General features: G+C 64.0%; 24 protein-coding genes. 13 read left to right on the top strand and 11 right to left on the bottom strand.

Features of this window, described 5'->3' with window-relative positions; translation table 11 throughout:
- Positions 1-8: 8 nt before the first annotated feature.
- The 4 genes from MESAU_RS01185 (at position 9) to MESAU_RS01170 (ending at position 4,467) form a co-directional block, all read left to right on the top strand.
- A complete protein-coding gene (locus tag MESAU_RS01185) occupies positions 9-1,340 on the top strand; it encodes a UDP-glucose dehydrogenase family protein (protein WP_015314220.1) in 1,332 nt (443 codons plus the stop codon).
- A 65-nt stretch (positions 1,341-1,405) separates the two neighbouring features.
- Complete coding sequence (locus tag MESAU_RS01180) at positions 1,406-2,848, top strand: GMC oxidoreductase (protein WP_015314219.1); 1,443 nt, start codon at positions 1,406-1,408, stop codon at positions 2,846-2,848.
- Positions 2,849-2,870: 22 nt separating this feature from the next.
- Positions 2,871-3,320, top strand: a complete 450-nt coding sequence (locus MESAU_RS01175) for a hypothetical protein (RefSeq protein ID WP_015314218.1) — start codon at positions 2,871-2,873, stop codon at positions 3,318-3,320.
- 67 nt (positions 3,321-3,387) lie between these two features.
- On the top strand, positions 3,388-4,467 hold the full coding sequence (locus tag MESAU_RS01170; RefSeq protein ID WP_015314217.1) for a glycosyltransferase: 1,080 nt from the start codon (positions 3,388-3,390) through the stop codon (positions 4,465-4,467).
- Between the two features lie 27 nt (positions 4,468-4,494).
- Here the strand turns inward: MESAU_RS01170 and MESAU_RS01165 are convergent, their stop codons facing one another.
- Together MESAU_RS01165 and MESAU_RS01160 are read right to left on the bottom strand one after the other, a co-directional pair.
- Entirely contained in the window at positions 4,495-5,517 is a 1,023-nt protein-coding gene (locus MESAU_RS01165) for a phosphoribosyltransferase family protein (RefSeq protein WP_015314216.1), read from the bottom strand.
- 54 nt (positions 5,518-5,571) lie between these two features.
- Entirely contained in the window at positions 5,572-7,068 is a 1,497-nt protein-coding gene (locus tag MESAU_RS01160) for a lipopolysaccharide biosynthesis protein (protein WP_015314215.1), read from the bottom strand.
- A gap of 185 nt (positions 7,069-7,253) precedes the next feature.
- Between MESAU_RS01160 and MESAU_RS01155 the strand changes: the two genes are divergently transcribed.
- The 6 genes from MESAU_RS01155 to MESAU_RS01130 all read left to right on the top strand — a co-directional run bounded on the left by MESAU_RS01155 (position 7,254) and on the right by MESAU_RS01130 (position 14,843).
- Complete coding sequence (locus MESAU_RS01155) at positions 7,254-8,426, top strand: glycosyltransferase family protein (protein WP_015314214.1); 1,173 nt, start codon at positions 7,254-7,256, stop codon at positions 8,424-8,426.
- Positions 8,427-8,441: 15 nt separating this feature from the next.
- Positions 8,442-9,431 (top strand): glycosyltransferase family 2 protein, encoded by a 990-nt coding sequence (locus MESAU_RS01150; protein WP_015314213.1) that lies wholly within the window; start codon positions 8,442-8,444, stop codon positions 9,429-9,431.
- A complete protein-coding gene (locus tag MESAU_RS01145; RefSeq protein WP_015314212.1) occupies positions 9,431-10,381 on the top strand; it encodes a glycosyltransferase family 2 protein in 951 nt (316 codons plus the stop codon). The genes MESAU_RS01150 and MESAU_RS01145 overlap by 1 nt, the downstream gene beginning before the upstream one ends.
- Entirely contained in the window at positions 10,371-11,339 is a 969-nt protein-coding gene (locus MESAU_RS01140) for a glycosyltransferase family 2 protein (protein ID WP_015314211.1), read from the top strand. Before MESAU_RS01145 ends, MESAU_RS01140 begins: the two co-directional genes overlap by 11 nt.
- Before the next feature lie 74 nt (positions 11,340-11,413).
- Positions 11,414-12,310 carry a UTP--glucose-1-phosphate uridylyltransferase gene (locus tag MESAU_RS01135; protein ID WP_015314210.1) on the top strand — a complete coding sequence of 299 codons (897 nt, stop codon included), beginning with the start codon at positions 11,414-11,416 and terminating at the stop codon, positions 12,308-12,310.
- A gap of 148 nt (positions 12,311-12,458) precedes the next feature.
- Positions 12,459-14,843, top strand: a complete 2,385-nt coding sequence (locus MESAU_RS01130; RefSeq protein ID WP_015314209.1) for a polysaccharide biosynthesis tyrosine autokinase — start codon at positions 12,459-12,461, stop codon at positions 14,841-14,843.
- 129 nt (positions 14,844-14,972) lie between these two features.
- Here the strand turns inward: MESAU_RS01130 and MESAU_RS01125 are convergent, their stop codons facing one another.
- Both MESAU_RS01125 and MESAU_RS01120 read right to left on the bottom strand, forming a co-directional pair.
- Positions 14,973-16,055 (bottom strand): acyltransferase family protein, encoded by a 1,083-nt coding sequence (locus MESAU_RS01125; RefSeq protein WP_015314208.1) that lies wholly within the window; start codon positions 16,053-16,055, stop codon positions 14,973-14,975.
- Positions 16,056-16,202: 147 nt separating this feature from the next.
- Positions 16,203-18,110 (bottom strand): propionyl-CoA synthetase, encoded by a 1,908-nt coding sequence (locus tag MESAU_RS01120; RefSeq protein ID WP_015314207.1) that lies wholly within the window; start codon positions 18,108-18,110, stop codon positions 16,203-16,205.
- A 767-nt stretch (positions 18,111-18,877) separates the two neighbouring features.
- On the opposite strand from MESAU_RS01120, the gene MESAU_RS01115 reads away from it, so the two are divergent.
- From MESAU_RS01115 to MESAU_RS01105, 3 genes are read left to right on the top strand one after another with little or no spacing between them, the layout of a single operon-like run.
- Positions 18,878-19,180 carry a PqqD family protein gene (locus MESAU_RS01115; RefSeq protein ID WP_015314206.1) on the top strand — a complete coding sequence of 101 codons (303 nt, stop codon included), beginning with the start codon at positions 18,878-18,880 and terminating at the stop codon, positions 19,178-19,180.
- Positions 19,180-19,617, top strand: coding sequence for a lasso peptide biosynthesis B2 protein (locus MESAU_RS01110; protein WP_015314205.1), 438 nt, complete (start codon positions 19,180-19,182; stop codon positions 19,615-19,617). Before MESAU_RS01115 ends, MESAU_RS01110 begins: the two co-directional genes overlap by 1 nt.
- The gene (locus tag MESAU_RS01105; RefSeq protein ID WP_015314204.1) at positions 19,614-20,600 is read left to right on the top strand and encodes a hypothetical protein; all 987 of its coding nucleotides are present in this window, start codon (positions 19,614-19,616) and stop codon (positions 20,598-20,600) included. The genes MESAU_RS01110 and MESAU_RS01105 overlap by 4 nt, the downstream gene beginning before the upstream one ends.
- A gap of 8 nt (positions 20,601-20,608) precedes the next feature.
- Here the strand turns inward: MESAU_RS01105 and MESAU_RS01100 are convergent, their stop codons facing one another.
- The 7 genes from MESAU_RS01100 to dhaL form a co-directional block, all read right to left on the bottom strand.
- A complete protein-coding gene (locus MESAU_RS01100; RefSeq protein WP_041163579.1) occupies positions 20,609-21,631 on the bottom strand; it encodes a nucleotidyltransferase family protein in 1,023 nt (340 codons plus the stop codon).
- A 70-nt stretch (positions 21,632-21,701) separates the two neighbouring features.
- Complete coding sequence (gene dhaK, locus MESAU_RS01095; protein WP_015314202.1) at positions 21,702-22,688, bottom strand: dihydroxyacetone kinase subunit DhaK; 987 nt, start codon at positions 22,686-22,688, stop codon at positions 21,702-21,704.
- A 38-nt stretch (positions 22,689-22,726) separates the two neighbouring features.
- Complete coding sequence (locus tag MESAU_RS01090; RefSeq protein WP_015314201.1) at positions 22,727-23,149, bottom strand: hypothetical protein; 423 nt, start codon at positions 23,147-23,149, stop codon at positions 22,727-22,729.
- Between the two features lie 11 nt (positions 23,150-23,160).
- Positions 23,161-24,735, bottom strand: coding sequence for a phosphoenolpyruvate--protein phosphotransferase (ptsP, locus tag MESAU_RS01085; RefSeq protein ID WP_015314200.1), 1,575 nt, complete (start codon positions 24,733-24,735; stop codon positions 23,161-23,163).
- Positions 24,736-24,776: 41 nt separating this feature from the next.
- Positions 24,777-25,079 (bottom strand): HPr family phosphocarrier protein, encoded by a 303-nt coding sequence (locus MESAU_RS01080; RefSeq protein WP_015314199.1) that lies wholly within the window; start codon positions 25,077-25,079, stop codon positions 24,777-24,779.
- Positions 25,080-25,100: 21 nt separating this feature from the next.
- On the bottom strand, positions 25,101-25,490 hold the full coding sequence (dhaM, locus tag MESAU_RS01075; RefSeq protein ID WP_015314198.1) for a dihydroxyacetone kinase phosphoryl donor subunit DhaM: 390 nt from the start codon (positions 25,488-25,490) through the stop codon (positions 25,101-25,103).
- The gene (dhaL, locus tag MESAU_RS01070) at positions 25,487-26,089 is read right to left on the bottom strand and encodes a dihydroxyacetone kinase subunit DhaL (protein WP_041163578.1); all 603 of its coding nucleotides are present in this window, start codon (positions 26,087-26,089) and stop codon (positions 25,487-25,489) included. The genes dhaM and dhaL overlap by 4 nt, the downstream gene beginning before the upstream one ends.
- Between the last annotated feature and the right edge of the window lie 18 nt (positions 26,090-26,107).

The following is a 26,107-nucleotide window of genomic DNA, read 5'->3' as shown; positions in this document are numbered from 1 at the left end:
GAAACCGAATGAACTTGACGGTGTTTGGAATTGGCTATGTCGGCTTGGTGCAGGCGGCGGTGCTTGCCGAGGTTGGCCACCAGGTTGTTTGCGTCGATATCGACGCAAACAAGGTGGAGCGGCTCAATCAGGGCCTCGTTCCGATCTTCGAGCCGGGTCTTGAAACCATCGTCAGGGAGAATCACGCCGCCGGCCGCATCAAGTTCACCACCGATGCGGCGGCCGCCGTCAGGCACGGCGAAATCCAGATGATCGCGGTAGGCACGCCGCCCGGCGAAGATGGTTCGGCCGACCTCAAATATGTGCTGGCGGTCGCCGAGACCATCGGCCGCGAGATGGATACCGCCAAGATCGTCGTCGGCAAGTCGACCGTGCCGGTCGGCACCTGCGAAAAGGTGAAGGCCAGGATCGCCGAGACGCTGAAGAAGCGGGGCCGCGAGGATCTGAGCTTCGACGTCGCCTCCAATCCCGAATTCCTCAAGGAGGGCTCCGCGGTCGCCGACTGCATGAAGCCCGACCGCATCATCGTCGGCACGTCGAGCGAGGAAACCGAGGCGGTGATGCGCGAACTCTATGCGCCCTTCAACCGCAACCACGAGAAGATGATCGTGATGGACGTGCGCAGCGCCGAATTCACGAAATACGCCGCCAATTGCATGCTGGCGACCAAGATCAGCTTCATGAACGAGATGGCCAACCTCGCCGAGCAACTCGGCGCCGACATCGAGGAAGTGCGCCAGGGCATCGGCAGCGACCCGCGCATCGGCTATCACTTCATCTATCCGGGTCTCGGCTATGGCGGCTCGTGCTTTCCCAAGGACGTCCGCGCCCTGATCAAGACCGCCGAGGGCGTCAAGTACGACGCCAAGCTGCTGCGCGCCGTCGAGGAGCGCAACAATGATCAGAAATCCGTTCTGTTCGACAAGGTGCACCGCTATTTCAAGGGTAACCTCAAGGGCAAGACCTTCGCGCTGTGGGGCCTGGCCTTCAAGCCCAACACCGACGACATGCGCGAGGCGCCCGCGCGCGTGCTGATGGAGGCGCTCTGGAACGCCGGCGCAGCCGTGCAGGCCTATGACCCCGAGGCCATGCAGGAATGCCAGGCCATCTACGGGCTGCGCGACGACCTGCTGTTGTGTGGAACCAAGGAGGCGGCCCTGCGCGGCGCCGATGCGCTGCTGATCGCCACCGAATGGAAGAGTTTTCGCGCACCGTCCTTCGATGCGCTGAAGGATGCGCTGACCACGCCAGTCATCTTCGATGGCCGCAACCTTTACGATCCCAAGGTCGTGGCGCGCCACGGCATCGAATATCACTCGATCGGCAGAATGGCGGCATGAGATCGGGCGCGGAGAGCCGAAAGCAGGATCGGGCCAAACGCCCGGCGTAGGAGGAATTGTAGCTGATGGTGCTGGACGTAAAGCCCGAGCAAATCACCAAAGATCATTTCGATGTTGTCGCGATCGGTTCCGGCTTCGGTTCGGCGTTCTTCCTGCATGAATTCGCCAGGCGGCGTAAGGCGCGCATCCTGGTTCTGGAGTGGGGTCGCCACAACACGCATGAATGGCAGCTTGACCAGAACGTCAACACCGACATAGACGACGAGACGACCTACAGCACCAATTCCGACAAGCCGTGGAATTACACGATCGGGCTGGGTGGCGGGACCAATTGCTGGTTCGCGCAGACGCCAAGATTCCACCCCAATGATTTCAGGCTGAAAAGCACCTACGGCGTCGGCAATGACTGGCCGATCAGCTACGACGATGTCGAGCCGTTCTATTGCGACGCCGAAGACATCATGTCGATCTCCGGCGATCCCGACATGGCGGCGATGCTGCCGCGCTCGAAGCCCTTTCCGCAGCCACCGCATCGCATGTCGACGCCGGACAGGATGATGAAGGCGGCCCAGCCCGACCAGCATTTCGTCATGCCGACCGCACGGGCGCGCGTGCCGACCGCGCAACGCAGCTCCTGCTGCGCCAATCTGCGCTGCTGGCTGTGCCCGGTCGATGCCAAGTTCACCGCCAATAACGGCCTGATGCATGTCTTCGAGCATCCCGACGTTTCGGTCTGCCTCGGCTCCGAAGTGCGGCGGCTCGACCATGTCGGCGGCACGGTCCGTTCGGTCGCCTTCGTGCATGAGGGCAGGGAATATCAGGTCAGCGGCGACCTCTTCGTTCTCGGCGCCAATGCCATCCAGAGCGCGGCGATCATGCTGCGCTCGGGCCTGGGCGATGAATTCGTCGGGCGCGGCCTGCATGAATCCTATGGCTGGAATTTCGAGGTCTATCTCGACGGCGTCGACAATTTCGACGGCAGCACCATCACCACCGGCCTGAATTTCGGCCTCTATGACGGTCCGCACCGGTCCGAGCACGCGGCGGCCCTCGTCTATTTCGAGAACCGCTGGCAGCACGGGATGCGCGCAGAGAAGGGCCGGCTGCGCCAGGCGCTGCCGCTGGTCGTGGTCACCGAGAACCTGCTCGATCACGAGAATTTCGTCACCCTCGACGAGGCTGACAACGCCTTCGTCTCCTTCAAGGCGCCGTCGGACTATGCCGTCAAAGGCATGGCCCGGGCGCTGGACAAATTGCCCGGACTGCTTGCCCCGTTGCCTGTCGAACGGCTCTTCGACCGCGGCATCCGGCCAACGGAATCGCACGTCCAGGGCACATTGCGGATGGGCACCGGCCCGGCTGATTCGGTGATCGACAGCAACATGATCCATCACCGGTTGAGAAACTTGGTCGTCGTCGGCACCAGCACCTATCCAAGCTGCTCCTGCGCCAACCCGAGCCTGACCGCGGCAGCTTTGTCCCTGCGCGCGGCGAGCCGGATGGCGTGACGGGAAGGGAAGGAGGTAACCGATGATGGAAATCTCACGGCGCTCGGTCTTGGCCATCATGGCTGGTGGAGTTGCATCGACTGGCGTGGCCTTCGCGGCGGTGTCTTCGTTTTCGGACGAGGACCTGGTTCGCGTCACGCTCGAAAAATACCTCGGCGGGCTGAACATGCGCATCGAGCACCTGCAGCAGTTCGTGCTGGAGTTCCGCAACCGCAATCCGTGGCTGTTTCCCAGCGAAAAACTGGGCGACGCCGTCACTTTGCTCGAGACGGCGAAGCTCGGCCAGGCACGCAAGTTGTTGCCCAAGCGGAAGCAGCGCGACCTCCGGCATTTCGACCGCTGGGTCGTGGCCGAATTTCACATGTTGACGGACTACGCCTCGCGCAGTTCGCCTAGTGATCCCATCCGGTTCACCGGATGGCAGCCATGCACAAATCCGTTCGCGACGCTTGATCCGCCAAAGACTGCGTGAGGCTGCACTTGACGCTGCCGTTCATCGGCCGTGGGCATTGAAACGCGATAGACGAGGAGCCAGGACCATGAAAGTTCTCTTTGCAGGCGGCAATGGCTACCCACCGGAGTTCAGCGGCGGCGTCCAGTCGAGCACTCATCATCTGGCCGAGCAGTTGATCGAGCATGGGCATGAGGCCGCGGTGCTCGCCGCGCTGTTTGGCGATGGTGTCTTCGGCTTCAAGGCGCGTGCCAAGATGAAGCTTTTGCGCCAGCCGGCGGTCGTCGACAGTTTTCCCGGCTACCCAGTGATCCGGGCGTGGTTTCCGTGGGAGGCGGCGGCCTTCGCCGTCAACAGGGTCAAGCCGGATGTGGCGGTGGTTCAGTGCCACAAGTCGGTTCCACTCGGCAAGGCGTTGCAGGCCAAGGGCGTGCCGCTGGTCGTCTACCTCCGCAACGTCGAGTTTCACGAGCTTGGGGGCGACCTGCGCGACCTGCGCTCGGCGCTCTACATCGCCAATTCCGAATTCACTGCGCGCACCTACGCCAGGGAGTTCGGCATCGAGGCGGCGGTGATCCCTCCGACCATCAATCCGGCCCACTACAGCACGCCGACTTCAGGCCAGTTCGTCACCCTGATCAACCCTTATGAGGAAAAGGGCTTCGAGCTTGCGGTGCGGATCGCCGCCGCGTGCCCCGAAATCCCGTTCCTGTTCGTCGAAAGCTGGAAGCTGGCGGACGATCACCGGGCACGCATCGAACAGACGATCACGCCGCTCGGCAATGTCACGCTGGAGAACCGCACCAGTGACATGAAGACGGTCTATGGCCGCACCCGGATCCTGCTGGCGCCCAGCAAATGGGAGGAGGCCTGGGGGCGGGTTGCCTCGGAAGCCCATTGCAGCGGCATTCCGGTCGTCGGTTCGCGCCGCGGTGGCTTGCCGGAAGCGGTCGGCCCTGGCGGCACGGTGCTCGACTATGATGCCCCGCTCGCCGAATGGGTCGCGGCCGTCAGGCTCTTGTGGAACGACAACAAGGAATATCAGCGGGTCTCGGCCCTCGCGCGCGGCTTCGCCGGCCGGCCGGAACTCGACCCCGACCGTCAGTTCGTCACCTTCTTCTCGATACTGGACAGAGCGGTGCAGCAGCGCGCACGCCAGGCCGCGTAGCCAAGCAGCGACCCGATCGGTTCTGCATCAGGCTGGGCGCTTGACCCTGTTCTTCAGCGTTTCATAGCCGCGTGCACCGAGCAGGGCGCGGGCAATGGTCTTGGCGGCGCTCTTGCGGCCCTCCTGCGAATTGACCTGGCGCAGCCTCGCCGGCAGGTTTCGCGCGGCCTGGCCAAGTGCTGGCAGCGACAGCGCATCGGGAAAACTGACCATGTGCGTTTCGACGCACAGGACCGGTTTCCCCGACAGTTTGGCAATCCTCAGCGCCTGGGCATGTTCGCTTTCGATGAACAGGATGGCGTCGGATTTGCGATAGAAATCGGCCTTGAAACTGCCATGCGCGCCAAGCCGCTGGCGCTCCGCCTTGCTCGGCAGATCGAGCATGATCAGCTTGTCGTACTTGATCTCGTGCTTGGCGAGCCACGCCTCCGTCAACGCACGGTATTTCTCGAGCCGGCTGGTGACCAGCCAGCCAATCTTGTGGGTCACGGCATGAAGCGGCCGCGCCTCGCTGAGGAATTTTTCATATGCAGGCCCGTCATCGTTCTCGGCCTCGGTCGGATCGAGACACAGCACCCCGTCTATATCGACACAGCATTGCGCCAGGAATTTATGATGCATGAAGTTCCACTGGAACATGCGCGGATGCGGCACGACCTCGAACACCAGATCGGTCTCCTGATGCTCCGGCTCCAGGCCGAAGACGGCGGCAAAGGTGTAGTCAGCCTCGATACCGCCGCTCTTGATGCGGGCACGGGCGTCGCGCATGGCATTGCCGCCGGCGATGCTGTCGTCGATCACCAGCACCTTGCGCATGTCCGAAACCTTGCGGTCCAGGGCCGCGCGGCGCTTGGTGATGCCTGACGTGTAGACCCTGCCTTCGAGGAAGGAGTCCAGGTCGGTCATCGGAATATTGGCCGCAAGGCTGACCAGCGTCGCCGCCAGCACGCCGCTTCTGGGAACGCCGACCACCAGGTCGATGTCGCGTGGCAGCCGATGAAGGTTGCTCACGATGGCGTCGTTCATGTCGGAGATCGATCGGTAATGCATGGATCAGGCCTGATGCTCGGGTGAGATATGGAATAGACGACAAAGGCGCCGAAATTATTGCGCCTCGCGCGGCGTCGCCGCCGGCGCCCTTGCAGGCAGCATTTTCAAGGCCTCCCGCAAGGCTTCGCGGCCGGCGGCGAAGGTCAGCGCGACGACGATGGTGATCGCGTAGGCCAGGATGACGCCGCTTGCCAAGGCGACGACATGCTGCTGCGGCAGCATCGGCTTGACCAGCCAGACCGCCCCAAGCGCCAGATGCGCGCCAAGCACGAACGGCGCTGCCGTGCGCAGCACATGGCTGGCTCGCAGCGGTCCGCTCTTGCCGACATAGAGCCATAGGAAGGGCGTGCGCAGATACTCGCTGACCGCATAGGCGACCGCCACGCCGAGCGCGCCGTAGGGCAGGCCGAGCGCGAAGGCAAGCACCGAGGTCACCGCCGTGATGATGCCCCAGCGCATGAAGTCGCCGGAGCGGCCCTGGCTGACGAAAAGCCAACCAGCCGGATTGTTGAGCGGCTGCAGCAGGCCGGCAAAGCCGAGCGCCAGGAAAATCGAGGCGCTGGCGCGCCACTGCTCGCCGAGCACGAAGGGGATCAGCACATCCGACATCGCGGTGGCGAAAGCGACGCCGGGCAGCGCCACCAGAAGGATCAGCGGCATCACGCGCAGATAGGCGCTGCGATAGCGGTCCGGCTCGTCCTTCAGTCGCGACAGCGCCGGCACCATCACCTTCGACAGCGGATTGGTGATCTGGCTGAGCGGGAACAGGAGCAGCTTGTAGGCGCGGTCGTAGAGTCCGAGCTGGGCCTCGCCCCAGTATTTGCCGATCAACACGTTGTCGAGATTGCGGGCGAAGAAATTGGCGAAATTGAAACCGGTGATCCCGGCACCGAAATTGATCAGCTCGCTGATCCCGACGACCTTGCGCGGCATGCCTGGGCGCCAGCGCGAGCTGGCCCAGTAGCACAGCGTCGGCAGCACCGCGCCGATCAGCGTGCCGGCAAACAGCGCCCAGTAGGAACGGTCGATGAAAGTCCAGGCGATCGAGACGGCCAGCCCCGCGACGGCCCCGGCGACGTCGATGATTGCCAGGCGGCCGAACTGCATGCGACGGGTCAGCAGCGCCAGATGCTGGGCTCCCAGGCCATAAGCCAGGATCTGCAATCCCAGTGCCGCCACCAGACCGGCGACGCGCGGCTCGCCATAGAAGGCTGCGACCAGGGGTGCCGCGCCCGCGAGCACGCAGGCGAGGACCGCGCTGACGGCGACATTGATCCAGAAGAGGTAGTTCACCTCCTCATGCCGGATGCCCGATTTCTGGATGGTCGCCTGGGTCAGGCCGAAATCCTGGAACAGGGCGATGAAGGCGAGCACAGGCGCGCACATGGCCACGACGCCGAAATCCTGCGGCGACAGGAGTCGCGACAGCACGATAACGGAAATGATCTGCGTGGCGACCCGCACCGATTGCGCGATTGCGGTCACGACGGCACCGCGGCCGACCGATTTGCGCAGGGAGCCTTCCGGCGGATCGAATGGATTGGCTTCCAAATTCAGGATTCCTGATCTTTGCGCGGATTTCGGAGCCCCGAAATCCACAACCGCCGCCGACCACAAACTACGGCAATAATTTTGCAGTGCAACAGAAAACGTGGAACGGTGCGCCAAAAATGTTGCGATGCAGCAAGAGCTGTACTAGGCTTCCCCTGGGTGGGTCAAACAGCGGTCGAGTTTTCATGCTGCATGTCTTGTACCTGGTACATGATGTTTCCGACCCGGCGGTTCGCCGGCGGATCACGATGCTCAGGACAGGTGGCGCCCGGGTTACCCTGGCGGGCTTCCGCCGCGCCGCCACTCCGATCGCCGATATCGAAGGCTTGCGGCCAATCGACCTTGGCGCGACGCGCGACGGGCGATTCGCCCAGCGCCTGGTGGCGGTGGCAAAAACAGCGGTTTCGATAGGTTCGAAGCTCAGGGACGTACCGAAGCCCGACATCATCATCGCGCGTAACCTGGAGATGCTGGCGCTGGGCCGCCGCGCCCGGTCGGCTTTCGGCGCCGCTGTCCCGATCGTCTACGAATGTCTCGACATTCACCGCCTGGTGCTTCGCGACGATGTCCTGGGCAAGGCGCTGCGCGCCACCGAGCGTCATCTGGCGCGGGATGTGCGGCTGCTGGTGACCAGTTCGCCCGCCTTCATCGCCAATTATTTCAAGCCTTTCCGCCAGGTCGCGGCGCCGGTGGAACTGGTCGAGAACAAATATTTCGAGGCCGCGGCGATTCTGCCCGCCGAGCGCGAGGCGGTGGAAGCACCTCTCGCGCCGCCGTGGCGGATCGGCTGGTTCGGGGCGCTTCGGTGCCGCCGTTCGCTCGAACTGCTGGCCGGTTTCACGCGTCACACGGAGGGCCGGTTCGAAATCGTCTTGCGCGGCCGTCCGGCACTTTCCGAGTTCCCGGATTTCCATGCCTTTGTCGATGCCGAACCTTACATGTCGTTTCGCGGGCCGTATCGCAACCCGGAGGACATGGCGGCGATCTATCACGACGTCCATTTCTCCTGGGCAATCGATTTCTTCGAGGAGGGACAGAACTCCGAATGGCTGCTGCCCAACCGCCTTTATGAAGGCTGCCGCTTCGGCGCGGTGCCGATCTCGATGGACAACACCGAGACCGGGCGGTTCCTGCGGCAGCGCGATATCGGCGTTTTGCTGCCGCAGGCCACGCCCGAAGCGCTCGAAACCGCGCTTGGCGGGATGGAACAGCACCGCTTCGGCAGGCTGAAGGCGCGCGTGCTGGCCCACAATCCGAGGATGTGGAGCTACGATCGCAGCGACTGCGGCGCCCTAGTCGAAAAACTGCGCCGCCTGACCACTGTGCGCGGGCCGCTCGCGACCGAGGCCCTGGCATAGGATGGACATCGCCCGATGACGCAAGCGCTTGCCTCCACTCTGATCGTGATCCCGTGTCTCGACGAGGCGACTCATATCGGCGCGCTGCTCGACCAGCTTTGCCCGGCGGCGGAACGGCTTGACGCGCGGATCGTGGTTGCCGATGGCGGCAGCACCGACGGCACGCTGGCCATTGTCGGCGAGCGCCAGAGGAACGATCCTCGCATCATCCTGCTTCACAACGAAAAGCGCATCCAGAGCGCCGCGATCAACCTGGCGGTGGCCAAATTTGGCGAGGGTGCGCACTATCTTATCCGCATCGACGCCCATGGCGGCTATCCCGACGACTATTGCGACCGACTGGTCGAGGAGGCGTTGGCGACCGGCGCGGATTCGGTCGTGGTGTCGATGCTGACCAGCGGCAGCGGCACGGTGCAGAAAGCGGCGGCGGCGGCGCAGAACTCCAAGCTCGGCACCGGCGGCTCCAAGCATCGCCATCTCTCCGCCGGGGAGTGGGTCGACCACGGCCATCACGCACTGATGCGGATATCGGCCTACCAGGCCGTCGGCGGCTATGACGAGACGTTCAGCCACAATGAGGATGCGGAACTCGACTATCGGCTGAGGCAGGCAGGCTACAGGATCTGGATGAGCGGCAGGACGCAGATGGTCTATTATCCGCGGGCCTCGCTGCGCGGCCTTTATGTCCAGTATCTCGGCTATGGCCGCGGCCGCGCCAAGAATGTGCTGAAACATCGTGTGATCCCGAAGGTCAGGCAGATGGTGCCGCTGGCGGTCTTCCCGGTGGTTCTGCTGGCGGCCTTCTCCTTCCTGCACTGGATCGCGGCGCTGCCGCTGGTGCTGTGGGTGGCGGTTTGCCTGGGCTACGGCCTGGTGGCGGCCATCAGCCAGCGCAATGCCGATATCGCGCTTGCCGGCGTCTCGGCGATGGTCATGCATTTCGGCTGGTCCGTCGGCTTCTGGCTGCAGCTTCTCGGCCTCGGCACGCGGCGGAGGGCGGCGTGATGGCGGTTGAGGTCAAGCATCGCAGCATCGACATCGGCGTGTGCACATTCCGGCGGCCGGAACTGGCCGACACGCTGCGCTCGCTCGCCGCCCTGGCCATGCCTGACGGCTTCGAGGTCGGCGTCATCGTCGCCGACAATGACGACACGCCGAGCGCCAGGGACCTGGTGACGGTGCTGTCGCAGGAATTGAAGTTGCCGGTCCGCTACCGGCATTGCCCGGCCCGCAACATCTCGATCGCTCGCAACGCTTGTCTCGAGGCCAGCGAGGCTGATTTCCTGGCCTTCATCGACGACGATGAGACCGCTACGGCCCACTGGCTCGCCGAACTGGTGGCAACGGCCGATAAAAGCGGCGCCGCCGCGGTTCTCGGCCCGGTGCGCGCGCTCTATCGTCCGGATGCGCCGGAATGGATGCGCCGCGGCGATTTCCATTCCACCTTGCCGGTCCGCGTGCACGGCGAAATCCGCACCGGCTACACCTGCAACGTCCTGCTGCGCATGGCATCCGACAGCTTGCGCGGCCGCCGCTTCAGCCTGGCGCGCGGCCAGACCGGCGGCGAGGACACCGAATTCTTCGACCAGATGCACAAGGCAGGCGGCCGGATCGCCTTTGCGCCGGAGGCATGGGTCGACGAGGCGGTGCCGAGGGCCAGGGCCGCATTCGACTGGCTCAGCCGCCGCCGCTTCCGGGTTGGCCAGACGCACGGCCATCTCCTGGGCCGCGGCGCCAGCGGCATCGCGCGAGTAAAGCAGGCCGGCCTTGCCGCGGCAAAGGCCGCTTTTTGCTTCGCCGCGGCACTTCCGGTTGCAGCCAGTCCGGTCCGCAGGAACCGCAGTGTCTTGCGCGGCATCATGCATGTCGGCGTTGTCAGCGGTCTTGTCGGTATCCGCGAACTGCGCCTCTATGGCCAGCCTTCACCAGGGGAAGGAGGCAAGCGTGGAGCCTGACATTTCGTCCGTGCCCGATGTTTCCTTTGTGATCGCCGCCTACAATGCCGAGGCAACCCTTGATAGGGCGGTCGCCAGCGCCATCGCCCAGAAGGGCGTCAGCCTCGAGATCATCGTCGTCGACGACAAGTCGCGTGATGCCACGCTTGATGTGGCGAGGGCCTATCCCGAGCATGTCGTGCGTGTCGTGGCGCTGGAAAAGAACAGGGGCCCCGGAGGGGCCAGGAATGCCGGGCTCGACGCCGCCCGCGGCAGGTGGATAGCGGTTCTCGATGCCGACGACGCCGTCTTTCCCGGACGCGTCGCCGCCATGATCGGCCGCGCCGAAAAGGCGGGCGCCGAGATCGCCGTCGACAATCTCCAGGTCGTCCGTGAGGACGGCGTGGTCGAGGACGCGATGTTCCCGCGCCAGTATCTGGAAGGCCTGCGCGAGATTTCGCTGGCGACCTACATCGCCGGCAACGTCGTCTTCGAATCGAAGTTCAATCTCGGCTATCTCAAGCCGATCTTCCTGCGCCGGTTCCTTGACGAAAACCGGCTTCGCTATGACGAGAAGCTGAGGATCGGCGAGGACTACATCCTGTTTGCCGAAGCCCTCGCCATGGGCGGCAGATGCGTGGTGGAGCCTGAAATCGGCTATGCCTATCATATCCGCAGCGGCTCCATCTCGCGCGTGCTCGAGCCTCATCACGTCGAGGCGATGCGCAAGGCCGACGAGATTTTCGCTCAAACCCATTCGATGGACGCGGCCGCGCAGGCGGCATTCGCCCGGCGCGGCCGCAGCCTGCGCAAGGCGGCCTCGTTCCTGGCGATGGTCCAGCACATCAAGGCGCGGTCCCCGCTCAAGGCGATTCGGACGGCGCTCAGCGACCCGGCGGCGGTCAGGCATATGGGCATGCCGATCGCCGTGCGGTTGCGAAGAGTAGCGGCACAGTTTGCCGTCGGGGCGGGGAGGTGAAGATGCAGGCACATGGAGGGATTTTTCGTGGCCTGTGAATGGACTGTAGTCGATCTCCTCAGAAGGAATTTGCGATGAAGAAAATCAGGAAGGCCGTGATACCGGTGGCGGGGCTTGGAACGCGGTTCCTGCCGGCGACCAAGTCGATGCCGAAGGAAATGCTTCCCGTCGTCGACAGGCCCGTCGTGCAATATGCGGTGGACGAGGCCTTCGAGGCCGGCATCGAGCACATCGTCTTCGTCACCGGCCGCAACAAGGCGGTCATAGAGGACTATTTCGACCTGCATCCGGAATTGATCGGAACCCTGGAGCAAACTGGCAAGAAGACTCAGCTGGAGACGCTCGAAAGCATGCTGCCGGTGGCCGGCGCCACCTCCTTCATCCGCCAGCAGTCGCCGCAAGGCCTCGGCCATGCCGTCTGGTGCGCCCGCGAGGTCATCGGCAACGAGCCCTTTGCCCTGCTTTTGCCTGACATGGTCTCCTTCGGCGGGCGCGGATGCCTGGCCGAGATCACCGACCTCTATGCACAGACCGGCGGCAACGTCATCGCCGTCGAGCGTTGCGATCCCACCGAGACCAACAAATATGGCATTGTCGGCCGTGGCGCCGACATTGGCGGCGGTTTCGAGGTGACGGCCATGATCGAAAAGCCGGCGCCGGCCAACGCACCGTCGAATTTCTACATCAATGGCCGTTATATCCTGCAGCCCGAGATATTCCAGCTTCTGGGCAACCAGCAGCGCGGCGCCGGCAACGAGATCCAGCTGACCGACGCCATGGTTCGCCTGTCGCAGGAGCAGCCATTCTTTGCCCAGCCTTTCAAGGGGCGCATGTTCGACTGCGGGTCCAAGGAAGGGTTCATCCAGGCCAATATCGCCTTCGCGCTGGCGCGCGACGACATGAGGGGTCCGGTTTTCGAGATGCTCCGGGAGTTCGTCCGGACGCATGAACGCCAGGAAGAAGCCGCATAATGCCCATCTTTCGGGAGTATTGTCGGATGGCTGACGGCGCAGGCGCCGGCCGGCTCCGCGCTGTCCGGCACCAAGCGTGTGTCGCGCCTGCCAATGCTCCCGATCTCTCCGGGGCCTGCGAGCGAGACAAGCCAGAATTGGACCGAAGATGAATTATGCCAATTTTCCTCTCGACAAGAGGATGCCATTGCCGAATTCGGAAGCAGGAGACGGCGACGACTTCATCGACATCGAGCGGCTGCTTGGCATGGCCGCACGGCAGGCCAAGGTGGTTGGCGTGTGCGCCATCATCGGCCTTTTCCTGGGCATGCTCTATCTGCAGACCACGCCGCCAAAATTCGTGTCGGTTTCCAGCGTGTTGATCGATGAAGGTCTGAACAAGATCGTCGACGACATCTCGGCGGCATCGACGACGATGCAGACCGATTCCGCGATTCTGAGCCAGATCGAGATCCTGACCTCGACGCGGCTTGCCGCCGTGGTCGTCGACAAGCTCAAGCTCGACCAGAACGACACGTTCATGAACCCGCCCCAGTCGGCCCTTGCCCAGGGCGTTGGCCTGGTCCGCGGTCTGATCCAGTATGTTCGTCCGAGCAGCCCGGTCATGCCGGGTGTCGGCGACATCACCAAGCTCGACCCCGCCGCGCGCGATGCGCTGATCGCCACGTCGCGCCGCGACTACGCCATCCTCAAGCTGCAGAACGAGATCAGGGCGGATCGCGTCGGGCGAAGCTACGTTATCGCGCTTGGCTACCAGGCGACGGATCCGGCATTGGCGAAGGCCATCACCAAGGCCTATGCAGACGCCTATCTCGCCGACCAGCTCGATGCCAGCTTCGACGCCACCGAGCGCGCGGCGGTCTGGCTGCAGGGCCGGCTAACCGAACTGCGCGAGAGCTCGCAGCAGGCATCGCTGGCGGTCGAGAAATTCAGGGCCGAACACGGCCTGTCCGCCAACAGCGACGGCCAGCTGATGAGCGACAAGCAGCTCGCCGACCTGAACGCCCAGCTCATCGTGGCGCAGGCCGACACCGCGCGTGCCAGCGCCCGTTACCAGCAATACAAGTCGATCGTCGACAGCGGCTCGGACAACGCTTTCAAGGATGCCGCCATATCCAGCGACCAGCCAGCCAGTTCGGTCATTGCGGCGCTGAAGACCCGCTATCTCACGGTCGCCAAACGGCAGCAGGATGTCGAGGCGAATTTCGGCCCGCAGCATCCGCAGGCGGTGGCGCTCGCCAAGGAGAAGGCCGACATCTCGACGCAGATCTTCGGCGAACTGAAGCAGCTCACCGAAAGCTACCGCAACGAGTATGAGGTGGCGTTGGCGCGCGAGACCGCGCTCAGGGCCAATGTCGCCGCCGCGCAGGGCAAGAGTTCGATCGACAACCAGTCGCAGGTCCAATTGCGTGATCTCGATCAGAAGGCGACGGCACTCTCCACGCTCTACCAGACGTTCCTCGGACGCTACGAGGAAGCCGCGCAGCAGCAATCCTTCCCGGTCGGCAAGATCCGCATCATCTCGGATGCGTCGACGCCGCTTGCCGCCTCGAGCCCGCGCACCGTCATCGTCCTCGGCCTTTCGCTGGTGCTCGGGGTTCTGATGGGCGCCGGCTTCGGCGGCCTCAACGAGTTCAACGAGCGGTTCTTCAGGACCGGCGAGGAGGTCCGCGACCGCGTCGGCCTCAAATTCCTCGGTTACCTGCCGACCATCGGCAGCAAACCGAGCAAGGAAGACAAGCCAGCCGAACCCGATCTCAAGGTCGCCAGATCGCCGGCCGCCATCGAAAGGCGCGCACGGATGCGGGTGAGCATCGACGCTCCGGCATCGATGTTCTCCGAAACGCTGCGCAGCGCCAAGATCGCCTTCGATGTGGTGATGGAAGGGCAAGGCAGCCGCGTCATCGGCGTGATCTCGGTCCTGCCCGGCGAAGGCAAGTCGACGGTCGCGGCCAATCTCGCCGGGCTGCTCGCCGCCAATGGCTCCAGGACGCTGCTCATCGACGGCGATCTGCGCAATCCGGGCCTTAGCCGCAGCCTCGGCATGGAAGCCGAGCAAGGCTTGATGGAAGCGGTGGTGAGCGGCCAGACCTGGCAGTCCGTCGGCAAGATCGACAGGCAGACCAAGCTGGCGATCATTCCGGCTGTGCTGCGCGGACATTTCTCGCACACCAGCGAGCTTCTCTCCTCGGCCGGCATGCGTCGTTTCATCGAAAACGCCAAGGAGACCTTCGAATACATCGTCGTCGATCTGCCGCCGCTTGGCCCGGTGGTAGACGCCAAGGCCTTCGCGCCGCTGGTCGACGGCTTCGTGCTCGTCACCGAATGGGGCCGCACGCCGCGCGCCATGGTGCGCTCGATGCTGGAATCCGAGCCCTATGTCGCCAACAAGATCGTCGGCGCGGTGCTGAACAAGGTCGACCTGAAGAAGCTCGCCAAATACGGGTCGTTCGGCGCGTCGGAGAAATTCTTCGACAAGTACTCGAGCTATTATCTCGACAAGTCGGAAGTGCGTTCGAAGGCGGCGGTCTGAGATAAGGCCGTTGCCATCATGTCTTGAACCCGCGCAGCGGTTCTCATTCCGAAATCGCACAAGGTTTCGGCACCGTCCGGCCGCCGTTCATGCGGCCGGACATGAGGCGGAGCGGCGTATAGCTCGAGGCTATGCCGCCTTCAGCCGGTAACGGAAAAGCGTGTGGTCGAGCAGCAGCCGGATGCGCGGTTCGGCCTCGGTTGCCACCAGCCAGCTTGCCGCGATCATGGTCGCGCCGACCATTGCCATCGACAGGAGATAAGGCAGCCCGGAGCGCACCATGGCGCCGAGCATCGCCGCGCCGATGACGTCGTGGATCAGATAGAGCGGATAGGTCATCAGGCCGATCCGGCGCCAGCCGCTCCATCTGAGATCAAGCGTGAGCGACCACGCCATCAGCGCGATGGCCGCGAGGAAGATCAAGATTGGCGGCCCGTACGGCATCACGGCTCCGACTTTGATGCTATGGACGTCGACGGAGCTGGCGATCTGCAGCACCCCACCGCCGAGGAACAGCAGGCAGAAGCCAAGGCGAGACGCCGTCACCGCCTTGAACCGCATCAGCCAGATGAGCACGCCGACCGCGAAGAATGAGCCATGATGCACCAGCACGAGCTGCAGCCACCGCGTCTCGGCGAAGGCGGACCAGCCGAGCGGATAATAAAGGCACCAGAACAGCGTGCTGATCATGCCGATGACGATCGCAACCCTTTCCATCAGATGGAAACGGCCGAGCCGCAGCAGGATCCAGACGATGGCGTAGAAGGCGATTTCGATGCCGAGCGTCCAGTAGACGCTGTCCACCCAGGGACCATAAGGCGCGAACAGGCCGGTGCGCACGAGCCGAACCACCGCATCGGTCGGCCAGCTCAAGCCGATCAGCAGCAACAGCGCCGTGGTGATCGGGGCACAAATCCAGACCGCCGGCGCCAGCCTTTTGACCCTTGCCTCGAAAAACCGCAGCGGCGTCGAATTCTCGGCGCTGAAGGCAATGACGAAACCGCTGATGACGAAGAAGATCTCGACGCCTACCCAGCCGGACCCGACCCAGGCGCCGATCCCAGGCTGCGCCGGAACGCCACCAGTCGCTTGCGCCGAGATGCCGTCGGGATAGGCCCACACCCAGAAGCCGTAGTGATAGACCATGACCAGCACGGCGGCGAGAAACCGCAGGATGTCGATACCGCCAAAGGTTATTTTTTTCTGAGCCATGCGATCCAATCGAATGGCCCCCCGCGGAAACTGTAGGGCGGAATGTTGCATCGCACAATCTACGATTGCGCCCAGCGGTCATCACAAAGTTCGCCGCGTCGCAACATCGCGCAACGGTAGCTCCAGTCAGGTTCCCGGCAGTGCTCCTTACACGCCGATTCCGCGCTCCGTCAGGGCAGCGGTGATCTCATCGAGGATGGCGGGGTCGTCGATGGTTGCAGGCATCATCCACGCTTCCTTGTCGGCGATCTTCTGCATGGTGCCGCGCAGGATCTTGCCCGAGCGCGTCTTGGGCAGGCGCTTGATCGTCACCACGGTCTTGAAGGCGGCCACCGGGCCGATGCGCTCGCGCACCAGCGCGACGACCTCCTTCTCGATGGCGGCGCCGTCGCGCGCGACACCGGCGTTCAGCACCACGAAGCCGAGCGGAATCTGGCCCTTCATCGCATCGGCGATGCCGACGACGGCGCATTCGGCGACATCGGGATGGGCGGCCAGCACCTCTTCCATGGCGCCCGTCGACAATCGGTGGCCGGCAACGTTGATGATATCGTCGGTGCGGGCCATCACGTAGAGATACCCGTCCTCGTCGATCATGCCGGCATCCGCCGTCTTGTAGAAGCCGGGGAACTCATCGAGATAGGCCTGGCGGAAGCGGGCATCGGCGTTCCACAGGGTCGGCAGGCAGCCCGGGGGCAGCGGCAGCTTTACCACGACATTGCCGAGCGTGCCGCGCGGCACCTCATGGCCGGCATCGTCGAGCACGCGGATATCGTAGCCGGGCATCGGTACCCCGGGCGAGCCGTACTTCACCGGCAACAGGCCGAGCCCGGCGGGGTTGATCGTCATCGGCGATCCGGTCTCGGTCTGCCACCAATGATCGACCACCGGCACGTTCAGCTTCTGCTCCGCCCATTTGATGGTTTCGGGGTCGGCGCGTTCGCCGGCCAGGAACAGGGTGCGGAATTTCGACAGATCGTATTTCGGCACGAACTCGCCTTTGGGATCCTGCCCCTTGATGGCGCGGAAGGCAGTCGGCGCGGTGAACAACGCAACCACGCCATGTTCCGCGATAACGCGCCAGTAGGTGCCGGCGTCGGGCGTGCCGATCGGCTTGCCTTCGAACAGGATGCTGGTGCAGCCATGCAGCAGCGGGCCGTAGACGATGTAGGAATGGCCGACCACCCAACCGACATCGGACGCCGCCCAGAACACTTCCCCGGGCTTCACGCCGAACTCGTTTTCCATCGTCCATTTCAGCGCCACCATGTGGCCGCCATTGTCCCGCACGATGCCCTTGGGCTGGCCCGTCGTGCCTGACGTGTAGATGATGTAGAGTGGGTCGGTGGCCAGCACCGGCACGCAGTCGACATTGGCGCCGGCTGCGCGCTCACGAGCGACGGCGTCGGCATAGTCGATGTCGAAATGGTCCTTCAAATCGCAGCGCAGCTGATCGCGCTGCAGGATCAGGCAGGCGTCCGGCTTGTGGCGGGACATCTCGATCGCCTTGTCGAGCAGCGGCTTGTAGGCGACGACCCGCCCCGGCTCCAGGCCGCACGAGGCCGAGATGATCAGTTTCGGTTTTGCGTCGTCAATGCGGGTGGCAAGCTCATGCGAGGCAAAGCCGCCGAACACGACCGAATGCACTGCGCCGATGCGGGCGCAGGCGAGCATGGCGATGGCCGCTTCCGCCACCATCGGCATGTAGATGATGACGCGGTCGCCCTTGCCGACGCCGCGGTTCTTTAACACCGAGGTCAGCGCCACCACCTCGCGCTTCAGTTCGGCATAGGTGAACTTTTTCACCGTGCCGGTGATGGCGCTGTCGTATATCAGCGCGATCTGGTCGGCCCGCCCGCCGGCGACATGCCGGTCAAGGGCATTGTAGCAGGTGTTGCAGGTCGCGCCGGTGAACCAGCGGCCGTAGACGCCGGCGGTGGCATCGAACACCCTGTTCCAGGGCGAATACCAGTCGATGGCGCCGGCCGCGTCGGCCCAGAATTTTTCCGGGTCGCGTTTCCAGCCGTCATAGATCTCGTGATAGCGTGAAGCCATCCGTACCCTCCCGGAAACCATTTGCCGTCTTTGCAAACAGCCTATGCTGTTTTTTCCGGCGCTGTCTTCCCTGATTTTCGTTTGAACCGGTCTTGTCCTGACCGGGATGCCCGCTGTCCGACGATATCGAGCGGGAGGATGTGAGCGCATGCGCCATCAATGGTCGATCGGGACCAGGCTCGAGGAACCGTCCGACCTCCTACAGCCTGTCGGAATCCTGTGAATACACACCGGCAGGCAAGCCGGCGGTAATCGTCGGGCTGTGCAGCGCTTCAGCCGGGGTTTTAAGGGTGCGATCGCCGCTTGATAGCGGTGACCGGACAACCCCGCTGAACAATCTGTCGATTGCCGTCTAACAAGCCGGATTCGTTGGGCGAATGTCGACGGCGCTAGATCGGCAAGGCCACCAGCATGAGGCCGACGCCGCCGAAGATCAAAATGGCTGTCGCCAGAGCTTTTCGATGACGTTCGAAAGTCGTCGGAGCCCGCTCCCAATTGTAACGCATACGCTATCTCCCCAAGACCCGGGGAGTTCTTACCTTACTGGAGGGAAGAAAAGCAACGGGCCTGCCGGTCAGCATGCTTGCCTGGCGCGCCATTCCGACGACTATTTTCTGGGACGATTTTCGACGCTGGATGGATGTTGCGGCCTGACAAGAGCGTGCTGCAAGCATAGAGCCACGCGAGCCATCCCGGCCGGCCAATAGACAGCGCCCCACCACCGCGCTATCTCATTTCCGGGTTTTGCATGGCTTTTGGGGTTCGTTATGGAAATTGCCTCTGGAACGGTTCTGCGACTGGCGGACGATGCCTCGGTTCAGCATGTCGGCGACGGCGCGGTGGTGCTTTTGGCGCGCAGCGGCCAGCTTTATACCTGCAACGGGACGACCGAAGCCTTTCTCGACAAGGTGGATGGCGCGCGCAGCCTCGGCCAGATCGTCGGCCTGCTTTGCGAGGAGTTCGAAATCGACAAGGGCACGCTTGACGAGGACATGGCGGCGCTGGCCAGCGATCTGGTCTCGGAAGGCATTCTCGCTGCTCCAGGCTTGATGGCTGAAGGCACCGCTTGATGGTGGACGGTCCTCTCCTGCGCGCCTTGTTCCGCTGTCATCTCTGGGCAAGCGCGCGGCTGATGCCAATTCTCATTGCCAATCGCAGCTTCGAGGACGTGCTGAAATGGGCGCCGCTCGCCTCGCCGGCGCCCTATCGCGGCCTGCCTGCCCCCTACATTGTCGCCCGCGTCAACCGTGCCGTGCGTCATCCCTGGCTGATGCGTGACCGCAGATGCTTGCGGGAGGGCTTGCTCGGCCATCGCTTCCTGCGCCTTGCCGGTTTCGATCCGCAGCTGCATTTCGGCGTCGATCCGAAGTCGCTGCAAGCGTCGCGGCTGGCGGCGCATTGCTGGGTGTGCCTGGACGGCAAGCCGGTGGTCAGTGACAGCCTTCCCGGCATGGTCGAGATCTACCGTCACCCCGCCACCGCCGCCACGAAGGTGCGCTCCGCTTGACCAGACCTTCAGTATTCTATGACCTCAATGGCCAGATCCTCGGCATATCGGCCGAGCGCCCCGGCCTGTGGCAGGATTTCGACGGGATGCTGGGCACCTTGCGTGTCACAGGTCCCGTCGAGCCGGATTTTCGTCTCGAGATCACAGAGGCGGACGTTCTGGACGAAGCGCCCGGCGGATCGCTCGTCTTCGAGGGCGAGATACCGGAGGACGGCTACTGCCGGATGATCGCGGATGGCGGCACGGTCCATCTCGTCTTTCCCGAACGCCAAGCCGTTGTCGTCAATGACGAGGAGGGTTGGGCCGAACTCCGGGTTCGCCCCGGTGCGAAGGCCGCTTGGACGCCATCGATGCTGGTGTTGGACGCAGCACTCGACGCAGGCGGCCAGCATATGCTGCACACGGCCGGGCTGACGCTGCCGGGCCGCGACGCCGTCGTGCTGGTCCATGCCCCGAGCGGCACCGGCAAGACCACCACATCGCTGGCCTTGGCAACGCAAGGATTCGGCCTGTGCTCCGACGACGCCATGATCCTGAATCTCGCTTCCCCCACGCCTGCCGCCTGGGGTTTGCCGCGCCATGTCAAGATCCATGAGAAGACCGCGCGGATGATCCCGCTTGTGGCGCCATGCCTCGGTCTGTCATGGGACCGCAATGGCGAACAGGCTGTTTCGCTGGAAAAGCTGAGTGGGATCGTAAAAATCGAAAGTCCGACCGCCCGTCCGGTCGCAGCGCTCCTGCATCTTGCGCGATCCGGCGACGAAGAGACCCGGCTCGCGCCCATGGCCCGGACCGACGCGATGGTGGCGCTGGCGATGGACAATGTCCGCACCGGCGCGACCGGTCTGCTGCCGCTGCAGAAGCGCAGGTTGGCGGCGATCCGCGGACTGGTGTCGTCGGTGCCGACCTTTACCCTGGAAGTAGGCGTGCGTCCGGCCGATGCGGCGGCGCTGATAAGCGCTAGGTTGGCATCACTGGACTGACGGTCCGCTCAAGCGGCGTATGGCCTGGCCTTGGCCAGCCGCTGGATCCAGCGAAAGGCATCGCGGCGTAGCCGCGAGCCGATCCTCTCCCGGGAATTGACCCTGAGCAGCGTGTTGGTCGTGATCAGCTTCTTGGCCAGTCGGATCGACAGGTCGGGCTTTATTCGCCCGGCGAGTGCCAGCGCATGCGGTTCGTCGAACAGCCGCCCGGTTACGTTGAGCACGATCGCAAGTTCGAGTTCGATGCCGGTCATGCGCGCGGCGTCGAGCAGGCGGGTTTCCGAAACCGGGGATTGCAGCGCCCTCACACCTTGCAGCACGTCGACGCAAAGCTGCAGACGGTGGAATTTGTGGCCGCCGGCGGCATGCACGATGGCGATCGTCAGAAGGGCGGCCGGCGTATCCGTCGCGTCGCCATCGATGATGCCAAGCTCGCGAAAACCCAGCGACAGGCGCCGCCGCATGCCGATGTCGTGCACAAGGTCGCCATGCAACTCGACCAGCAGGCTGGAATTCTCCTTTTCCAGCCATTTGAATTCCTGCAGCCGGTAGGATTCGGCCTCGTTGCTGGCAAGCTCGAAGCCGCATGCCGCAATCACTCGGTTTGCCCGCGCAAGGTTGGCGGGCTCGACCAGGATGTCGATGTCGGTGAAAGGCCGGTCGGATACATTGCGATAGAGTTTTCGCGCGAAGACCGGCCCCTTGACGATCCGCGCCGGAATACCCTCCGCCGCCATTCCCTTCATGATGCGGTCGCCATGGTACTGAAGCAGCATCGACTGGCCGGTGGCGATCGTCGCCCTCTGGCGCAGGTCGTCGAGTTTGTCTCGCAAACCAGTATCCGACGGCAGGTGCGCATCGCCACGCTCCCCGAGCTTGCGCAGCATGATCGGGAGGACGCCATGGAATTCGGCATTGTCGAGCAGGGCAAACAGCGCCTTCGCTGATAAATTGTCCCCGACCGCCGCAGCTTCCGGATCGGCGAAGCGCAGCAGCAGTTTTTCTTCAGCTGGAGTAAGAGACGGCAGCATCGATCCGGACAAATCCATCGTTAAGTGGATTGTCCGGAATGGTTGCAGAAAAGGGCGGCTGAAGCCAGCCTTACACGCCCCAGCGCAGCGCGGCGGTGTGGACAGGTGCGTCCCACCATTCCGTCAGTTCGTCGTCGAGCAGGCTCAGCGTGATCGAGCAGCCGGCCATGTCGAGCGAGGTGACATAGGTGCCGACCAGCGACCGGGTAACCGTCACGCCATGTTGCTCGAAAATCCGGCGGGCGCTGTTGTACATCAGATAGAGCTCCATCAGCGGCGTGCCGCCGAAGCCGTTGACGAACAGCAGCGCGGGTCCTTTCGCCCTGTCGTCGAGATCGCCCAGGATCGCAGCGCAGATTTCTTCGACAATTGCATCGGCGCTTTTCAGCCTGTCGCGCCGGCGGCCGGGCTCGCCATGGATGCCGACGCCGAATTCCATCTCGCCTTCGCCGATGTCGAAGGTCGGTTTGCCGGCAGCCGGCACGGTGCCGCTGGTCAATGCCACGCCCATCGAGCGGGTGGCGTCGTTGACGCGGTCACCCAGCGCCTTCAACGCCGGCAACGCCACCCCGTGCTCGGCGGCGGCGCCAACGATCTTTTCCACCACCAGCGTACCCGCCACGCCGCGCCGCCCGGTTGTGTAGGACGAATTCTCGACGGCGACGTCGTCATTGGTGACGACCTGCAGCACGCCATCGGACATCTCCGCCGCCATCTCGAAGTTCATCACGTCGCCTTCGTAGTTCTTGACGATGAACAGGCAGCCGGCGCCGGTGTCGACGGCTTGCGCGGCCGCCAGCATCTGATCCGGTGTCGGCGAGGTGAACACCTGGCCGGGACAGGCGGCGTCCAGCATGCCACGGCCGACAAAGCCGCCATGCAGCGGCTCGTGGCCGGAGCCGCCGCCGGAGATCAGCGCCACCTTGCCCGGCTTGAGCATCTTGCGGCGGATGAATTTGTGCTCCTCGCCAAGCACAAGGATGTCGGCATGGGCGGCCGCGAAACCGTCAAGGCTCTCGGTCAGTACCGTGTCCACCGAGTTCATGAATTTCTTCACGGCCGTCTCCTCCCGAAATAGCCAGCATCAAGGGTCGTTCAGCCGCTCTTGCCGGTGATGCTGGTGACCTTCTGGATGAATTCGTTGATCGCTCGGTCGAGCGCCGCATTCTGCTTGTCGTCGCCGAAATCCGGCACGATGAGCGAAACGTGCCTTGTCTTGCGCGCGCCCGCGGCGACCGAGATCTTCCCGGGATGTGCCTGGTGATAGGCGGCAAGAAACTGGTCCCGCTCGGCCTGGCTGAAATGGCAGACGGAAAAGATGGCCGGCAGATGTTTCGACGGAATGGGAATCGAGTAGCTCGGGCTCGAAATCTGCGTGACGAAGCTGCGGTGCTTGCCAAGCGCATCGGCGAGCCGCTGGCGCATGCCGGACGGCCGCTGGTCGATAACCTGCGACAGGATCGTCTTGTAGGCGCGGATCGCTTCTTCGGAACCGGGTTCGGGTTTGATGTCGGCCATGCCTGCCGTGCCTAGACCGGAACGTCGGCTATGGCCGCCTTGGCCATGGCGAGTTGCGCCGGCGCCACGGAAAGATCGCGCAGACCGGCTTCCAGCAGCGAGGGAATAGAGGCCGGGTCGCCGCCGGCATCGCCGCACAGGCTGACGGCAATCCCGGTCTCCCGTCCAAAGGCCGCGACCGAGGCGATCAGCCTCAACACCGCAGGATGGCGGACTGAATTCAGGTGTGCCACAGCGGCATTGTCGCGCGCGGCCGCCATCACATATTGCGTCAGATCGTTGGAACCGATCGACAGGAAGGCGACGCCGGTAAACGCCTCCGGCGCGATGGCCACCGAGGGCACTTCGACCATGATGCCGAGCGGCGGCATTTTTTGCGCGATGCCGCGCGCGGCAAGGGCTACCCGCTCCTCGGCGAACAGGGCGGCGGCGCTCTCATACTCTGCTGATGTGGCGATCATCGGAAACATGATTTTGAGATTGCCGTGCGGCGCGGCGCGCAGCAATGCCCTGATTTGAATCCGGAATATGTCGGGCCTGGCCAGCGACAGCCTGATGCCGCGCAGGCCAAGGAATGGATTGCCTTCCTCGACGGTGAAGCCTGGCACCGGCTTGTCGCCGCCGGCATCGACGGTACGGACCGTCACCGGCTTTTCGCCGGCCCATTCCAGCACCTTGCGATAGGCACGATACTGCGTCTCCTCATCCGGCAGCGTCTTGCCGAACAGGAATTCGGTGCGCATCAGGCCGACACCGTCGCAGGTCGCGATGTCGATGGCATCGACATCCCCAGGATCGGCGATATTGACCTGTACGCGCACCGCCGTGCCGGTTTTTGTCACGGCCGGCCGCGCCAGAAAAGTCCGTGCCTTACCCTGGCCGGCGGTGAAGGAAGAGGATGACTGCCGGAACGAGCCGATCTCGGCCGGCGAGGGCGCCAGGACGATGTTGCCGTGCTCCGCGTCGAGCAGTGCCATGTCGGCAACGGCGGTGAGCGGCTCGCGCAGGCCCACGACCATCGGCACGCCACGCGAGCGCGCCAGCATGGCGACATGGCTGGCGGTGCTGCCTGCCTTCAGAGCGATGCCGCCGCCATGGCTCCAGTCGGTTTCGAGAAAGCGCGTCGGCGCGATGTCCTCGCCGTAGAGGATGGCGCCGGACGGCGCGGCTTGGTCACTGTCCTCGGTCAGGGCACGCAGCACCTGGTCCCTGATATCCCGAACGTCCGTGGCGCGGGCGCGGAAATAATCCTGGTCCGAAGCCTCGTAGCCGGCGATCTCGGCATCGAGCGCCTGCCGCCAGGCCGTGTCGGCGGGTGTTCCGGAAGCGATCGATGCGAAGGCCGGCCCGCTCAGCGCGTCGTCTTCCAGCATGGCGATGTGGAATTCGAGTATGTCGGCCGCATCTTTCTCGGCGGTTCCGACCATGGCCACGAGCCGGTTCACCGCCTTGCCGATCGCGGCCTGCAGGGACGTCCTCTCCTCGACGGAGCTTGCCTTGCTAACGTAAATGCTCGCGGGCTGGCCGAGGTCGAACAGAGGTCCCTCGGCATAGCCGGCCGAGGCAGGAACACCCTCAATACGCATGGCACGCGTTCCCAGCGGGTGAGCGCAGGCGCGGATCGGCCTCAAGCCGAGCGGACATGGCCGGCGTCCTCGTCGAAATCGCGCTGCACCAGTTCGACCAGCGCCCGGATAGCATCATCGGCACCATCGCCATTGGCCCTGATGTGCAGCACCGTGCCCTTCGGCGCCTTGGCCGCCATCACCTTGACGATGCTTTTTGCATCGAACCATGGGCCGTTGGCGGCGAGTGCAATCTCCACCTCGGCGGCAAAGCTCTTGGCGAGCTTGGTGAACTTCACCGAAGGACGCGCGTGCAGGCCCACATCGTGGGTGATCAGGACGGTCGCTTCGGCGGTTGCGGACATGTGTTCAAAAATCCCATTCGCTCACGACGGCGACAATTCGTGCGCCGTCGCCACCACTTCCCGGAGCGAGGCGCCGCCGGATGCCTCGGTCGCCGCCATCACCGCGCCCTCGACGATCGGCGCGTTGCAGACGATGATTTTGTGCGCACGCGGCTCGCCGATCAATTCCACCGCCATTTCCGAATTGGTCTCGGCGCCGCCGAGATCGACAAGAATGGCGACGCCGGCGTCCGACCAGGCCTTGTCGATGGCGCCCATGATCGCCTCGACATTGGTGCCGAGCCCGCCATGGCCGTTTCCGCCGCACCACGCAAGCGGCACCTCGTCGCCGACCATTTGGCGTACCATGTCGGCCGTGCCCTCGGCGACCAGCGGCGAATGCGATACGATCACGATCCCGACATTGCTCATGCCTTGCCCCCGATGATTTGCGCCAGCGTGCGCACCAGCAGCGCGGTCGAGCGCGCGCCGGCATCCATATGGCCGATCGAGCGGTCTCCGAGGAACGAGGCGCGGCCGCGCAGTGCCTTCATCGGCACGGTGGCTTCGGCCGCGGCGTCGGCGACGTTGGCTATTTCAGCCGCCGTCCTTCCCCCGGCCAAGGCATCATGCACCGGCCGCAGCACATCGAGCATGGTTTTTTGTCCTACCTGCGACTTGCCGCGCGCGGCCACCGCTTCGATCGCCTTGCCGAAGGCAACCGACAGATTGGCGCGGTCGGGTTCCGCCGAAATCTCCTTGCCGAGCGCCATGAACAGCGTGCCGAACAACGGGCCGGAAGCGCCGCCCACCGTCATCACCAGCTTGGTGCCAATTGCCTTCAGGGCGTCCGGCAACGGCTTCGCGGCGAACACGTCGGCCTCGGCCCGTACGGCGTCGAAGCCGCGCTTCATGTTCAGCCCGTGGTCGCCGTCGCCGATCGCCTGGTCGAGCGCGGTCAGTTCCTCGGCGTGCGCGGCAATCGCATCCGCGGCGGCCGTGATAAGCCTCGAAAGGTCCAGCGCCGTCATGTCGCCCGAATTCCCGGT

The sequence above is a fragment of the Mesorhizobium australicum WSM2073 genome (assembly GCF_000230995.2).
In the GTDB taxonomy this organism is placed as follows: Bacteria; Pseudomonadota; Alphaproteobacteria; order Rhizobiales; family Rhizobiaceae; genus Mesorhizobium; species Mesorhizobium australicum.
Note: the sequence above shows the minus strand (reverse complement) of the source record. Positions and strands in the feature narration are given on the sequence as shown.

Bases quoted from the DNA above. Each gene is read 5' to 3' on its own strand.
- MESAU_RS01185 (WP_015314220.1), top strand. From the start codon at position 9: ATGAACTTGACGGTGTTTGGAATTGGCTATGTCGGCTTGGTGCAGGCG.
- MESAU_RS01180 (WP_015314219.1), top strand. From the start codon at position 1,406: ATGGTGCTGGACGTAAAGCCCGAGCAAATCACCAAAGATCATTTCGAT.
- MESAU_RS01175 (WP_015314218.1), top strand. From the start codon at position 2,871: ATGATGGAAATCTCACGGCGCTCGGTCTTGGCCATCATGGCTGGTGGA.
- MESAU_RS01170 (WP_015314217.1), top strand. From the start codon at position 3,388: ATGAAAGTTCTCTTTGCAGGCGGCAATGGCTACCCACCGGAGTTCAGC.
- MESAU_RS01165 (WP_015314216.1), bottom strand. From the start codon at position 5,517: ATGCATTACCGATCGATCTCCGACATGAACGACGCCATCGTGAGCAAC.
- MESAU_RS01155 (WP_015314214.1), top strand. From the start codon at position 7,254: ATGCTGCATGTCTTGTACCTGGTACATGATGTTTCCGACCCGGCGGTT.
- MESAU_RS01150 (WP_015314213.1), top strand. From the start codon at position 8,442: ATGACGCAAGCGCTTGCCTCCACTCTGATCGTGATCCCGTGTCTCGAC.
- MESAU_RS01145 (WP_015314212.1), top strand. From the start codon at position 9,431: ATGGCGGTTGAGGTCAAGCATCGCAGCATCGACATCGGCGTGTGCACA.
- MESAU_RS01135 (WP_015314210.1), top strand. From the start codon at position 11,414: ATGAAGAAAATCAGGAAGGCCGTGATACCGGTGGCGGGGCTTGGAACG.
- MESAU_RS01130 (WP_015314209.1), top strand. From the start codon at position 12,459: ATGAATTATGCCAATTTTCCTCTCGACAAGAGGATGCCATTGCCGAAT.
- MESAU_RS01125 (WP_015314208.1), bottom strand. From the start codon at position 16,055: ATGGCTCAGAAAAAAATAACCTTTGGCGGTATCGACATCCTGCGGTTT.
- MESAU_RS01120 (WP_015314207.1), bottom strand. From the start codon at position 18,110: ATGGCTTCACGCTATCACGAGATCTATGACGGCTGGAAACGCGACCCG.
- MESAU_RS01115 (WP_015314206.1), top strand. From the start codon at position 18,878: ATGGAAATTGCCTCTGGAACGGTTCTGCGACTGGCGGACGATGCCTCG.
- MESAU_RS01110 (WP_015314205.1), top strand. From the start codon at position 19,180: ATGGTGGACGGTCCTCTCCTGCGCGCCTTGTTCCGCTGTCATCTCTGG.
- MESAU_RS01100 (WP_041163579.1), bottom strand. From the start codon at position 21,631: ATGCTGCCGTCTCTTACTCCAGCTGAAGAAAAACTGCTGCTGCGCTTC.
- MESAU_RS01090 (WP_015314201.1), bottom strand. From the start codon at position 23,149: ATGGCCGACATCAAACCCGAACCCGGTTCCGAAGAAGCGATCCGCGCC.
- ptsP (WP_015314200.1), bottom strand. From the start codon at position 24,735: ATGCGTATTGAGGGTGTTCCTGCCTCGGCCGGCTATGCCGAGGGACCT.
- MESAU_RS01080 (WP_015314199.1), bottom strand. From the start codon at position 25,079: ATGTCCGCAACCGCCGAAGCGACCGTCCTGATCACCCACGATGTGGGC.
- dhaM (WP_015314198.1), bottom strand. From the start codon at position 25,490: ATGAGCAATGTCGGGATCGTGATCGTATCGCATTCGCCGCTGGTCGCC.
- dhaL (WP_041163578.1), bottom strand. From the start codon at position 26,089: ATGACGGCGCTGGACCTTTCGAGGCTTATCACGGCCGCCGCGGATGCG.